Annotated in this window: 12 protein-coding genes; 6 read left to right on the top strand and 6 right to left on the bottom strand. The window is 59.1% G+C overall.

Annotation, left to right across the window (positions count from 1 at the left end; all coding sequences use genetic code 11):
* Window positions 1–79 precede the first annotated feature (79 nt).
* Window positions 80–1246: an ABC transporter ATP-binding protein gene (locus FKV68_RS08690; protein ID WP_180941093.1), complete on the bottom strand. Its 1167-nt coding sequence runs from the start codon at window positions 1244–1246 to the stop codon at window positions 80–82.
* 298 nt (window positions 1247–1544) lie between these two features.
* Between FKV68_RS08690 and FKV68_RS08685 the strand changes: the two genes are divergently transcribed.
* A complete protein-coding gene (locus FKV68_RS08685) occupies window positions 1545–2333 on the top strand; it encodes an enoyl-CoA hydratase/isomerase family protein (protein WP_180941092.1) in 789 nt (262 codons plus the stop codon).
* 390 nt (window positions 2334–2723) lie between these two features.
* On the opposite strand, the gene FKV68_RS08680 is transcribed toward FKV68_RS08685, so the two are convergent.
* Window positions 2724–3152 (bottom strand): MaoC/PaaZ C-terminal domain-containing protein, encoded by a 429-nt coding sequence (locus FKV68_RS08680; protein WP_180941091.1) that lies wholly within the window; start codon window positions 3150–3152, stop codon window positions 2724–2726.
* A gap of 298 nt (window positions 3153–3450) precedes the next feature.
* Between FKV68_RS08680 and FKV68_RS08675 the strand changes: the two genes are divergently transcribed.
* Window positions 3451–4977, top strand: a complete 1527-nt coding sequence (locus FKV68_RS08675; RefSeq protein WP_180941090.1) for a class I adenylate-forming enzyme family protein — start codon at window positions 3451–3453, stop codon at window positions 4975–4977.
* A 312-nt stretch (window positions 4978–5289) separates the two neighbouring features.
* Here the strand turns inward: FKV68_RS08675 and FKV68_RS08670 are convergent, their stop codons facing one another.
* The 3 genes from FKV68_RS08670 to FKV68_RS08660 are packed head-to-tail and all read right to left on the bottom strand — an operon-like array spanning window position 5290 to window position 9154.
* Window positions 5290–6720: an amidase gene (locus FKV68_RS08670; protein ID WP_180941089.1), complete on the bottom strand. Its 1431-nt coding sequence runs from the start codon at window positions 6718–6720 to the stop codon at window positions 5290–5292.
* 28 nt (window positions 6721–6748) lie between these two features.
* Window positions 6749–8269: a class I adenylate-forming enzyme family protein gene (locus tag FKV68_RS08665; RefSeq protein WP_180941088.1), complete on the bottom strand. Its 1521-nt coding sequence runs from the start codon at window positions 8267–8269 to the stop codon at window positions 6749–6751.
* Window positions 8270–8320: 51 nt separating this feature from the next.
* Window positions 8321–9154 carry a polysaccharide deacetylase family protein gene (locus tag FKV68_RS08660; RefSeq protein WP_180941087.1) on the bottom strand — a complete coding sequence of 278 codons (834 nt, stop codon included), beginning with the start codon at window positions 9152–9154 and terminating at the stop codon, window positions 8321–8323.
* Window positions 9155–9392: 238 nt separating this feature from the next.
* Between FKV68_RS08660 and FKV68_RS08655 the strand changes: the two genes are divergently transcribed.
* On the top strand, window positions 9393–10442 hold the full coding sequence (locus FKV68_RS08655; RefSeq protein WP_180941086.1) for a tartrate dehydrogenase: 1050 nt from the start codon (window positions 9393–9395) through the stop codon (window positions 10440–10442).
* Window positions 10443–10486: 44 nt separating this feature from the next.
* On the opposite strand, the gene FKV68_RS08650 is transcribed toward FKV68_RS08655, so the two are convergent.
* Window positions 10487–10873, bottom strand: a complete 387-nt coding sequence (locus FKV68_RS08650; RefSeq protein ID WP_180941085.1) for a RidA family protein — start codon at window positions 10871–10873, stop codon at window positions 10487–10489.
* A 322-nt stretch (window positions 10874–11195) separates the two neighbouring features.
* Between FKV68_RS08650 and FKV68_RS08645 the strand changes: the two genes are divergently transcribed.
* The 3 genes from FKV68_RS08645 to FKV68_RS08635 all read left to right on the top strand — a co-directional run bounded on the left by FKV68_RS08645 (window position 11196) and on the right by FKV68_RS08635 (window position 13534).
* Complete coding sequence (locus tag FKV68_RS08645; RefSeq protein WP_180941084.1) at window positions 11196–12011, top strand: citryl-CoA lyase; 816 nt, start codon at window positions 11196–11198, stop codon at window positions 12009–12011.
* Between the two features lie 168 nt (window positions 12012–12179).
* A complete protein-coding gene (locus FKV68_RS08640; protein ID WP_180941083.1) occupies window positions 12180–12668 on the top strand; it encodes a MaoC/PaaZ C-terminal domain-containing protein in 489 nt (162 codons plus the stop codon).
* Window positions 12669–12766: 98 nt separating this feature from the next.
* Entirely contained in the window at window positions 12767–13534 is a 768-nt protein-coding gene (locus tag FKV68_RS08635) for an electron transfer flavoprotein subunit beta/FixA family protein (protein WP_180941082.1), read from the top strand.
* Window positions 13535–13544: the final 10 nt, after the last annotated feature.

Raw genomic sequence — 13544 nt, 5'->3', positions numbered from 1 at the left:
CCCAGTTTGATAGGTTATAGTTCCCAGTCGTCGGTGCCTTCGCGGCACTCTTTTTTCCCGTCGGCGAGCCAACAGGTCGTTATGCGGGATCGAGCGCGTGCGCGTCCTCGGGATGCCATCCGATCTTGATGCGGTCGCCGGGAGACAACCTGGCCTGACCAAGCGTGTTGCGCATCTTCACCACGAAGTTGTCGCTGCCCGCCGCCCGCAGGCGGCAGTGAAGGATGTCACCCATGTAGACGGTCGTGATGACCTCCGCGTCGATGCTATTGGCCCCTTGAGGTATGAGGTCGGGTTTGAATTCGACCCGTTCCGGACGGATCGAGACCGAGGTTGGCTGCCCTTTCTCGCTCACGCCGACAGCGGTCGCGTCGATAAGTTCACCGCTGGAGAGTCGGACGTTGGCGCGCCCGTTCGCGATTTGCTCCACGACGCCGCGTAAGCTGTTGTTTGCTCCGATGAACTGGGCGACGAAGCTGTTTTGCGGCTTCTCGTACACCTCGGAGGGCGGGGCCAGCTGCTGGATTTTCCCGTCGTTGAAGACGGCGATGCGGTCCGACATGGTCAGGGCTTCACCCTGGTCGTGGGTGACGTAGACGACCGTTATGCCGATCCGCTCGTGAAGGCTTTTGATTTCCAGCTGCATGTGTTCGCGCAAGTGTTTGTCCAGCGCGCCGAGCGGTTCGTCCATTAGAACGAGCGCTGGGTCGAAAACGAGGGCACGGGCCAATGCGATGCGCTGCTGCTGACCGCCGGATAGCTGTGCCGGGCGGCGGTCGGCGAACGACCCCATCTTTACCATGTCCAGCGCCCGCTTTACCTGGGCCTCGCGTTGCGATTTAGCGATCCCCCTCACCTCCAATGGAAAGGACAGGTTTTCCGCGACCGTCATGTGGGGAAAAAGCGCGTAACTCTGGAACACCATGCCGATCCCGCGCTTGTGAGGCGGCACGAGGTTGATGTCCCGGCCCGAGAGGCGGATTTCGCCATGCGTGGCGATCTCGAAACCTGCCAGCATCATGAGGCAGGTCGTCTTGCCGGACCCGGAGGGGCCGAGCATCGTGAGGAACTCGCCCTTCGAAACGGAGAGATTGAGGTCCTTAATGACGAGGGAAACACCGTCGTAGCTTTTCTGGACGCGGTCGAAAACGACATACCCATCGGGGTCGGGTGTCTTATCCAACGCGTCCGTGGACGTGTTTCGCGTTTGAGGGTGACTGGCTGCTAAAGTGGCATGCACGCTCATTGGTTTCTCCTACCCATGAGTATGTTGCCACTACTGATTAGTTCTTGCAACTGTCTTTTTGGTATGTTTTAGTTCGAATGAGGATATCACTCGCGAGCCTGTGGCAGCGCGGTTGTTGCGGGCCACGACCTTCCGACCGTGCGGTACGCTGGGGAGACTTGTCAGTCCGCGTAGTGCTCAGTAGGTAATGGTCCGTCGTTAGACCCGACGGGATCGGGAACGACACCCGCTTTGCTGGATTTGCGGGGCGTGAATCAACGGGTCAAGCGCAATCCTACGGATAAGACAGGGACTCGACATGGAAACGACAAGTTTTGCGGATGGAGCCATTCTGGTGGAGTCCGGACGCGTCGCGAAGGTCTTGATCAATCGGCAAGACAAACGTAACGCCATCAACGCAGCCATGTGGAGCGCGCTGCTAGACGCCTGTGACTTCATCTCGAAGAGCGACGGGACCAGGGTTGTGGTGCTTTCCGGCGCGGGGAAGCATTTCTGCGCCGGGGCCGACATAACCGAGTTCGCGGACACTTACCGCTCCCAAGCTTCCGCTGACCGATACAACGGAAGATACCGGGATGTGGAGGACGCGCTCCGTCGTATTCCCTGCCCCGTCATAGCCGAAGTTCGGGGTGCGTGTTTCGGGGGTGGTCTCGGCTTGGCGCTGTCGGCTGATTTCAGGTTCTCCGATTCAACTGCGATGATCTCCATCACGGCGTCCAAGTTGGGGATAGCCTATGGAGCGGAGGACTCCGCCCGCCTCATCGAAAAGATCGGACCTGTTCGTGCTAAAGACCTGCTCTTCTCGGCTAGAACCGTCGGAGTGGACGAAGCCATGGCATGGGGCCTTGTGGATCAGGTATTCCCGCCCGGAGAACTTGCATCCGGCGTAAGGGCTTATGCTGAGACACTTGCCAGCCGTTCGCCCGCATCGTTGAAAGCCATAAAGAGCATCGTCAACTCCCTAATAGAGCCATCCTCGTCGCTTTGCGAGCGCCTTAGACCGACGTATTCCGAACTCTTCGCGGGATCAGACCTACGGGAGGGAGCGCGCGCATTCTTAGAGAAGCGCGAACCCCTGTTTAAATAAAGATGTCTTAGTGCTGCCCATCGCAGCCGTTTTCCCTCCTTTCACCTTCACATGTCCTTCGACAGCGGGGGCTATGATCTGGGCAGTCGCCGACGAGAGGGTCCACCCTTCGCGGCCGTGCCGGGTGTTATAGAAGACTTCGTGTCGCTGGTCCGCTTAACGTGAGGCATCATGTCGGGCATCATCGGCCTGAGGCCTGCTGCACAGGCGTCTTGCCCAATCGACGAGCGGCTTGATGGGCCTGCCTTGAGATCCCGCTTCAAGCCGTCCAACTCCGCGGTTCCGGCTACTTGCACTTCCCGCGGTCATCCAGAAGGTTCACCCACGGAGTTCCGGCGCGGTTTTCCTCGTCATCCAATTTTTTCGTGATCGGCCGGTGACGGATAACCGCTACACTCCCTCTGTGTTGTGGTACAGGTTCACCAGATCGGCCGTTATGATCGTCGGCCCGGCAACATCCTTCAAGGTTGCGGCCAGGGTCGCGATGATGCGTTGAGGGTCCTTGCTCGACGGACGGGCGTTCTTCACCTCGAATTCGGCATACACGACCATCTCCGGCCTAAGCGGAGCCCGGAAGCGCAGGTTCTCGACCGAGAGCCCGGCGATGCCGTTCTTCGTGAGAAAACCCGATTCCACTCCGAGCTTGACCATCGAGCAGAGCGATTGCAGGCCACTGCCGATCAATCCCCCGAACTGAGTCCCCTTCCCGGCTTCTGCCGAGAGATGGAAGGGCTGCGGGTCCCAGAGAGCGGCAAAATCAATGATGTCCTTGCTCGACACCTCAAGCGTTTCGGTCTTGAAGGTTTCTCCGGTCTTCATGGCGGATGTCCGTTTGCTGATGAGTGTTTCGAAGGAGGCACTGGTTTGATCGGAACGCATGAGCGCGCAGGCAGACGACCCTATGTTAGTGCCACGACCTATTGGTACGACTAAGTACAATAATGTGCCCTACAGTATGCGGTCAATAAGCTTCGTCCGCCATTACCGCTGGATTGGACTTGTCGAACCGTTTCCCCTTGCTCGGCGACTCGCATTGTTATTATACTTATGCGTACCTAAAAAGAACCACTCGGTACAGTCCTTCAGGCCTACCACGATGCAAAAAGGGAACCACGGCATGTCCGCGCCGACAACCAACAGCACAATTTATCAGGCACTTCGAGAAGTCAGTAAGAGGCAACCCGACAAGGTGGCGCTCATCTTCAACGGCCGCGAGTACACCTACGACGAACTCGTGAAGCGCATCGACGGCGTCGCAGATAAACTCGCAGTTCTCGGCATCTCCAAGGGCGACGCGGTCGCTGTCTTCAGCCAGAACCGCCCCGAGTTCCTTTTCTGCTACTTCGCCACCGCCAAACTGGGCGGTATATTCGTACCGCTAAACTTTAACCTGACGACGGCCGAGGTCGAGTACATCCTTGACCACAGCGAGGCGAAGCTGCTCTTCCACGACGAGCACGTCGCGGACCTCAAGGCACTCAATCTGCCGGAAGGAACGAGCCATCGAATCGAGGACCTCGCGGACCTGTCGGGCGTCGATTCGTCCGCCGGGCAGGTCGACATCGACATTGACGAGGATTTGCTGATCGCCTACACCTCGGGATCGACTGGTCAACCGAAGGCGGTAGCACTTAGCAACCGCGCCCAGCTGAACGCCGCCGCGTCCTTCAAGGAAATGTTCGGCCTTTCCCCCGAGGATACGACCGTCCTCGGAGCGCCGCTCGGGTTCCTTCTCGGTCTTTCCACGATCTCGATGGTATCGCTTCTAGCTGGTGCTAAGGTCGTCGTGAACCGCCGCTTCCACCCGGCCGAAATCCTTGACGCACTGATCAAACACAAAGCTACGCTATTCCACGGCGTGCCGACGATGTTCTCGATGATGCTCGAGTATGCCGAACAGCAGAATGCCAGATACGACCTCTCCCAGATGCGCGCGCTAATCTGCTCCGGCTCGCCCCTACTCGATGAACTTCGCAAGCGGTTCAAGGACCGTTTCGGCAAGGACCTCCAGAACTATTTCGGCATGACGGAATGCTACCCGGTGTTTGGCCGTCGCTCCGACGATCCGGTCGAGCCGCCGGGTGGTTCGGTTGGCAAACTCGCCCCCGGCGCAGCGGTCAGGGTGCTTGACGAAAACGGTCGCGATTGCCCCAAGGGAACCCACGGAGAACTCCTCCTGAAAGCGCCTTCGATGGTAAAGCGCTATCACAAAGACCCTGAACTTACGGCGGCGTCGTATGCGGACGGCTGGTTCAAGACCGGTGATATCGGCTACGAAGACGAACAGGGCTACGTGTATATCACGGGTCGGATCAAGGACCTTATCCGGCGCGGCGGCGCGAATGTCGCGCCCGTCGAGATCGAGAACGTCCTCTTGAAGCATCCAGATGTTCTGAGCGCCGCGGTTGTCGGCGTGCCGGACCGGATCTTTGCGGAAGTACCGGTCGCCTATGTCGTCAAGAAGGATGACTCCCCGCTGACAGGCGAGGAACTGATCACGTTCGCTTCGCAGTCACTTGCCAAGTTCAAGCTCCCCGCGACAGTCTACTTCGAAGCGAAGCTCCCGCTTGGCAAGACCGGAAAGATCGACAAGAAGGCCCTTCGGGCGATCTGGGACGAAGCGGCGGCCGCGCAGCCTGCATAAACGAAATTGCCAGAGGACATCATGCGGTGTCCTCTGGCAACAAGAGCGCCGTGACGCGGCGCAGAAGTCGCATGTCATCCCACTATAGGGCGACCGTGTTCCAGATTTTACAGTGTCACCTTGTCCACGAATCGCGGCGGCCGCTCGCGCTTTGTAGACGGCGCTCGCCGTACTTCTTGTCGGCGTCAGACCCGTCCGGCCAGACCATGAGGCAGCCTCCCCCCAGCGCGACGGTGAAATGTTTCTTCGTTTCTCCGCCCTCGAAAGCCGCGAGATACCTCTCGAAAAACCGGGAAAAGAGCGCTCGCAGGGTCATAGCTGGGGAACCTTATCGAACCATGGCTGGGCCTCCTCTATGCGGGCCGACATTCTCAGAAGATCGGCCTCGCCCCCGAACGGGGCGATAAGTTGCACTCCGATCGGAAGGCCCGAAGCAGACCAGTGAAGAGGCAGGCTGGCGGCAGGTTGCCCCGATGCGTTTATGATCGCCAGGAACGTGGCGTAGCGGCTCACTTTCGTTCTGAACCCCATGAAATCGTCATTCGTCGAAATCGCCCCAAGCTTGGCAGGAGGTTCCATGAGTGTCGGCGTCAGAATGAAGTCGTACTCCTGAATGTACGTTTCGAGCTGCCGACCGATGGTGTGAAACCGCGTGATTGCCAATGCATAGGCTTCAGCGCTCAGAGACTTGCCCCGACTATAGGCATCCAGGATCGCAGGCTCCAGCATCTGCTCCCAGCCTGAGTCCGGATTGTTTCGCACCTTGCCGTTTACCGTCACTGTCACGTTGGCGGCCATTATGTTGACCTGTGCCTCGACGAACTTCGAGAACTGGACGGGTGGCAGCGGCGCATCCACCACTTCGTGTCCGAGCTTTTCCAGCAGGCTCTTCGCGGTCGCCAGAGCGGCCAGGCATTCGGGGTCGATCGCGATGTCCTCGAATCCCTTGGACCACATCGCTATCCGGCGCGGCTTGTCGAACGCCTCGTTCATCACGAACGAGTAGGGTCTGTCCTGTGCTGGCGCTGCATACGGCGCGCCGACTTCCATTCCGGCGATCCCGTCAAGCGCCGCGGCAGTGTCACGGACGGATCGCGAGAGGACGCCGTCAGTCGCTAGACCGCCCCACCCCTCGCCCCGCGCCGGACCGGCAGGAATCAGACCGCGGGAAGGCTTCAGGCCAAAGATGCCACAGCACGACGCGGGTATCCGGATTGAACCGCCACCGTCACTGCCGTGGGCTAAAGGAATGATTCCGGCGGCGACAGCCGCCGCCGCACCTCCGCTTGAGCCCCCCGGAGAGCGCGTCCGGTCCCACGGGTTTCGCGTGGGACCGCCATTGGCAACCGCTTCGGTGGTGGGTGCCATGCTGAATTCCGGCACCGTTGTCCTTCCGAACGGAAGCATGCCATCGCCAAGGAAACGGTCAGTCAAAGTCGAATTGAAATTGATCTTCAAGCCCGAGAAAAGGCGTGAGCCGAGGGAGTTCGCGAGCGGCGGATAGGCAAGACCCGAATCCTTCAGCAGAAACGGAAGCGCACCGAACCGCCCCTTGAGCGTCGCTTCCCGTGCGATTTCACGCCCGTGGTCGTACTCGGTGTGGCAGAGCGCGTTAATCTTGGGATTGAGGTCTTCAGCCTGTTCGATCGCGCATTCCATGAGCTCCAGTGGCGTGAGCTCCTTGCTGTGCAGCATTTTCGCCAGGTCGAGCGCGTCCCGCTTCCGGTAGTCATTTCTGTTCATTGGGCAGCCTTTCGCATTCTTTCGGGGCTCAAGTCCCGGAGGCCCGGCGCTCCGCCAATGTCTTCAACGCTTTCTTGTCGGTTTTTCCCGTTTTTCCCTGCGGAAGCTCGTTTTCGAAGTGGATCGTCCTGGGGACCTTGAAGTCCGCGATCCGTTCTTCGACGAACGAGATCAACTCGTCCGGCGACAATTTCGAGTTGGCCCGCGGAACGACGAACGCTACCGGAACCTCGCCGAATATGCCGTCGGCCACGCCGACGACCGCTACATCCTGGACAGCCGGATGGCTCACAATCGTCTTCTCGACCTCGGCGGGGGAGATGTTGTGGCCGCCGCGGATGATGATGTCCTTGATACGGCCGACGATGTAGTAGAAACCGTTACTGTCGCGACTGACCAGGTCTCCGGTACGGAAAAGGCCGTCCCTTAGCGTCGCAGCCGTGAGTTCCGGGTCTTTAGCATAGCGTTTGAGCGTCGCGGCCCCGCGCACGAACGCCTCCCCGGGTTCGTCGGTGCCGCATTCCGCGCCGTCCGCGTCGAGTACCTTGATAACCGCGCCGGGGGCCGCTTTGCCGATAGCACCCCGCGGAAGCTCGACGGGATCGTCGTAGTAACGTCCGAACACCGGAGTGACCTCGGTCAGTGCGTAGTAGTTCTGTAGTGGTTTGCCGAACCTGGCGACGAACCTTTCGGCTACCTCATCCGGGAGCGGTGCACCCGAGCAGATCAGTAGGCGTGTGTGTGACAGGTCGAAAGATAGATTTCGTTGCTCGCAGTATTCCATCATCATGGAAAACATGGTCGGGACGCCGTGGTAGACGCTAACGCTGTATCTCGCGAGCGCTTCAAGCACGTCGCGGGGGTGAAAGCGTCGGAGCAGAACGACGGTACCGCCGACGGAAAGTCCCGTCGCCGCGGCTGTTGAAACACCGAAAAGATATCCGAGCGGCAAGGCAACCAAGGTCGTATCGGTTTCGCTGATACCCCACATCCTCGCCAGTGATGACGCGACATCGGTTTGAGCACGCTGGTCGAGGACGACCGCTTTCTGGTTACCGGTAGTCCCGGACGAGTAGGTGATGATGAAATCGGCGTCGGGCGACGCAACCGCGGCGACGTGTTCGCCTTCCCCGGGAAGCGACGTGAGTTCCGAAATATGGACCAGTTTGTCCGCGGCGACGGCCTCCCGTGCGGTGTCGGCGACGTGATCGTCGTAGAAGAGGACCTTGGCACCGCTATGATCGAAGTTGTAGGCGACTTCGGCTGCCGTCAGGTTGGGATTGACCGGCACGAAAACAGCACCGGTCTTCGAGGCCGCGTAGTAGCAGAACAGCTGTTCCGGATGGTTTTGTCCGTAGACTGCGAAAACATCGCCGCGACGAATGTTCAGCGATCGTAGGCGCGCGATGACTCGCTCAATCTTTTCAAGCAGTGCGGCGTACGTGATCTCCGAATCTTCGTAGACGATCGCGACCTTATCCATTCGGTCCCGGGCAGCGCGCAGCAATACATTATAGACGGACGCCTTTTGTGACTCGAAATTTTCCATGTGAGTTCTCAGTTTCTATATCCTGTGTTCTTCAGGGGTTCGGAAGGCCTGCTACGTCCTGAGCAAGCGGCGGCCGCGTTCCTCGGCGACCTCCGCCACTGTCCGAATCTCGACGCCTGGCGCTTGGCGCATGTAATCGATCAGACGCGACAACATCGCGATCCTTGGACCGCGGCCGATGACCTGAGGATGCAATGTGAGCGTGAAAACGCCGTCCCCGAGGGAGTGACAGAAATCGAACTCCTCTTTCCATAGTTCGAACACCTCCACGGGGGTCCGCATGCCGAGATACATGGGCTTGTTCAAAAACGTGAAATGGGGAAAGTCGTCCAGTTCCCAAGCAACCGGAATCTCTATCACGTCGCTCGGTTCTCCGCGCTCGTACTGATCCTCGGTGGCGACGTATCCCGTCCGAGCTCGGTATGGACGATAGTCGTCGGCCATCATGCTGGAATCGTAGAGAAGTCCCCTTTCCGCGAGGAGCGAGACGGTATCAGCCGTCAGATCCCATGCTGGCGAGCGATAGCCCTTGGGATTGAAATCGGCTCCCAGCACCTTCCGCATCTTCTTCAGCGCGCGGTCGAGCATCCGGCCTTCGTCGTCGCGGGAGAGCCCCACAGGGGTCTCGTGGCAATAACCGTGAAGCGCGATTTCGTGACCGGCGTCTCGGATTTGCAGCGTTTCCGCGGGAAACGCTGCCGCTGTGTGCGCGGGAACGAAAAATGTCGCGCGGATGTCCTTTTCCGCGAGTAGCGCAAGAACTCGAGGGACGCCTACCAGCGCTCCGAACTCGCCCCTCGACAGAGGGGTCGCGCTCGTTTGCCGCATGGTGGTGATCCAGAGGGAGACCGCGTCGAAATCGAACGTGAGACAGACATTTGTCATTTTCAGCCTATCGCCCCTCGTCCTCAGTCGCACAATCCAGGGCACCCAAGATGTACCGTTACGTATGTTACACATGCTATTCGGTATGTGTATCCATTAAGCGCGCGCATTGCAAGCTTCACATGCTTGCGCGCCCCTCGATTATTCATATACGTATGTTCACCGTACTTATTGGTATGAAGGCCGCATTCTGCCCCGCCTGGTGAGGCGACGGTGCAACGCAAGAGGAGATAACAACGTGAAGGACTACAAGATCGCAGTCATCCCCGGTGACGGTATCGGGAAAGAGGTTATCGAAGCGGCACTGATTCCTATCAGGGCAGCCGCCTCGAAGCACGGTGCCAAACTGACGGAGACTTCTTTCGACTGGAGTTGCGAAACCTACTTGAAGACGGGGCGGATGATGCCGGAGAACGGCATCGATACGCTTCGCGATTTTGACTCCATACTACTTGGAGCGGTTGGATGGCCGAAGACGGTACCCGACAGCGTATCGCTACATGGCCTGCTGTTGCCCATCCGCAAGCAGTTCGATCTCTATGCCAACATCCGGCCCCATCGGCTGTTGCCCGGCATTTCGGGACCACTGGCGAAATCCGACTTCGATATCCTGTGCATCCGAGAGAATACGGAGGGAGAGTACTCGGGAGCAGGCGGGCGAGTTCATGTCGGCACGCCTCAGGAAGTCGCCGTCGAGACGTCGATCTTCACGCGGCACTCGGTCGAACGCATTCTCCGCTTCGGCTTCGAGCAAGCGCGACTACGGCGCGGGAAACTGGCGTCAACCACGAAATCTAACGCACAGAAATACACGATGGTAATGTGGGACGAGATTACGGAAGAACTCGCTCCGGCGTACCCGGACGTCGAAGTTACCCGTTACCATATCGATGCCTTGTCGGCTCGGATGATCACGCATCCAGAGACACTGGACGTGGTCGTCGCCTCCAATCTGTTCGGAGACATCCTCACCGATATCGGGGCGGCAATACAAGGTGGCCTTGGGTTTGCCGCATCCGCCAACATAAATCCGCTTGGCGGCGTCCCGTCGATGTTTGAACCGGTACATGGGTCTGCGCCCGATATTGCGGGTACCGGCGCGGCCAATCCGATCGCGACGGTATGGAGCGGTGCGATGATGCTGGATTTCCTCGGTGAGAGGGAAGCTTCCGCCGATCTCCTCGCCGCCCTCTCCCGGATCACTCGCCGGACCCTCCTGCTCACACCCGATTGCGGCGGGACCTCGAACACTTTCTCCCTCGCCCGCGAGATCGCAAACGCTCTTTAGGCGCGTTCGGCACGGGCGGTTCGAGCCGCCCGTGCCTGAGAGCATTACGGCACGACAGCGATCACTTCGATCTCGGCGTAGAGGCGCTCGTCGTACAGTCCAGCCTGGACCATGACGCTCGCCGGAGGGCAGTCGCCGTTGTAGTAACGAGCACGTACTTGTTTGATAGTCGCCAACAGTTCCGGCCGGAACTCCGTGACGAAGCACGTCGTACGGGCGACGTGCTCGAATCCGAGGCCCGCTTCGGCGAGTGTCAGCTTCAAGCCTTCGAACATAGCGACGATCTGGTCCTCGAGCGAGGTCGTGACTGGCTCGCCAGACGCATCAAGGCCGCAATGTCCTCCCGAAACAAATATTCCGCTGCCCTTTAAAACCATTCCCTGGGAAAGGCCCGGCCATTTGGCTTCGGGCGGATTCACTGGCGTCAACATTTAACGATTCCTTCCACTGTAAAAGATCCATGCCGGGCCCCGGAGGCCGAGGGCCACCACATACCAATAGCGCCTTATTCCATACTTGAAAGTACGAAACTCCCTTCGGCACCCATTTTTATCCCCATGCGTACACTAGAGATTTTCACAGAACCTCAATTGTACCCTTGAGTATGTTCCACGGATTATCTAGTATGCGACAGCATCGGACGGCGTTGCGGCCGGTTTCCGGATCGTCCCGCCCTCTTTCTGGCGGCACGGCGAAGGGACCTCCTCAACGAATGGCCCGCACTTCGCGAAATTCCACACCCCGGGGGAGAAAATGACCAAAGGAACGCCGTCGCATTGGATCACTGGTGTGAGCCAGATAACTCCTCAGGACATCTATATCCGCGGATATGCGATGAGCGAGTTGGTGGGCAGCGTGCCTTTCTCCGCAATCACGTACCTTCTCGTGCGCGGAGAGCTCCCCACGCGGGGTCAAGCTAAGATGATGGACGTCATTCTTTCTTCGATCCTGGACTACGGCCTTCAGAAATCAGGCACCGTGGCTGCAAGGGCGGTCGTGTCGGTAAATCCCGTGATGACGGCCGGTTTGGGCGCTGCGGTACTCGCGGCTGGTGAGTACGCCCTCTCTCCCGAGGATACCGGGCGGTTCATCTCCGAGAACTTCGCCGCATGGAAGCAAAGCGGTCGACCGATGGACGAGGCTGCGGCTTCGTTGGTCGAGGAACTGCGTTCGGTCAAACGCCGGGTACCGGGCTTCGGACATCAGGTATTCCGTGGCGTCGATCCCCGTTCCGAGCGGCTGAAGGCCATCGCGAAAGCAGAAGGCGTCTGGGGCGAAGCCACCGAGTGGTACGAAGCCGTCCACAGGGCGTTCCAGGTCGCCAGCAACAAACCCGATCTCGTACTAAACGACGTCGGCATGCTTGCCGCGATTATGGTGCAGATGGGCTTCACTCCTCAGGAGATGTGCGGCCTGGCCATTCTGTCGACCTTCCCCGGCCTGATCGCCCACATCTCCGAGGAAATGCAGTCCGGCATTCGTAACCGCCTGATCCCCGACACGCACGTTGAATACTCGGTTGCCCAGCGCGATCTGGCGACAGCGCTTCGGGAAGCGGGTTGGGTCTAAGGCCAGCGGAAACCCGCTGCCTCGGACCAGCGGCGACGTACTGTTCGCTTGACAGCACGCACTCGCTAGTAGAAAATCCATTCTCAACAGTATGTAAATCAGATTCACACATCGACTGCAGCGCCTGGCGCGGCAATCCATGCGCAGAGGCGCACTAGGAGGGACTTAATGGACGCGACGAACACTCAAGAGGCAATCGTGGTTGGTTCGAACGCAATGTACTTCGATGACTTCGAGGTCGGACAGGAGTGGATCACCCCGCGCCGCACGATTACCGAGACGGACATCGTGATGTTCGCTGCGCTTACGGGTGACCATAACCCGGTACACACGGACGAAATCTTCGCCAGCCAGACGCCCTTCGGTGCCCGTATCCTTCACGGACCCGCCGTCTTCGCGATTATCACGGGTCTCGAATTCCGCCTTGGCATTAAAGAAGGTACGGCAATCGCCTTCCTCGGCATGACCTGGGACCTCAAGGCTCCGGTGAAAATGGGCGATACGATCCACGTTTACCAGCGTGTCGAGGAAGTCCGTCGTACGTCCAATCCCTCCCGCGGGATCGTGAATTTCTGGCTTGAAGTCCGCAACCAGCGTGGCGAGGTTTGTCAGCAGGGCATCTGGAAGGTCATGTTCCATGCCCGAACCGGTGCTTGAACGTCAAAATAACCGCCCGTCTACGGCTCTGAGGTTTGGACGATCCGAACGGTGTCGAAATGGTGCGGAGCTACCAGCGGCAGGAGCGCTGAAGTCGAATGAATATTGTCGTTTTAATCAAGAGGGTTCCAGATCCGAACACTCCCGAGCAGCTCGTGTCGATCTCCGAGTCTCAGGACGAGATAGTGCTTCATGCTTCCTCGCAATACACGATCAACCAGTACGATCTGAATGCGGTCGAGGCCGCGGTCGGTTTGAAGGAAGCACAGGGCGCGACCGTCACCGTGGTCACTGCCGATGACGCGTCAGCAGATCAGTATCTTCGCCGCGTAATCGCGATGGGTGCCGATAACGCGATTCGGGTCGAACTCGACGGCCAGTCGCGCCGCGATCCGTTCAAGACCGCCGAGGCTATCGTTTCGGCCCTCAAGCAGAAAGAAGCCGCGTCGCTCCTGATCGCCGGGCGTCAGTCGTCCGATGCCGATGCCGGATATGTGCCTTATCTTGTCGCCAACGGCCTTGGCATTCCGGCGCTCGCCCCGATCGTTTCGATCAAGGCGGCCTCCGAGCAGACGATCACTGTCGGCAAGCTGGCCGACACCACGATCGATGAATACGAGGTGACGCTTCCGGCGATGCTGCTTGTCTCCAACGAGATCAACAAGCCGAGAACACCGGGACTCAAAGGAGTGATGGCGTCCAAAAAGGCGACTATCGAGGTCATCCAAACGGACGTCGGCGGTCATTCGACCGTGCCGCCGAAGTACGCGCCGAAGAAAGGCCAGCGTGCCGTCCAGGCGACGAGATTCATAGAAGGTTCCGACGAGGACAAGGCTTCCGCCCTTCTCGCGGCGCTCGACAAGTGAGGTACGGGAA

Source organism: Sinorhizobium mexicanum (genome assembly GCF_013488225.1).
Taxonomy (GTDB): Bacteria; Pseudomonadota; Alphaproteobacteria; order Rhizobiales; family Rhizobiaceae; genus Sinorhizobium; species Sinorhizobium mexicanum.
Note: the sequence above shows the minus strand (reverse complement) of the source record. Positions and strands in the feature narration are given on the sequence as shown.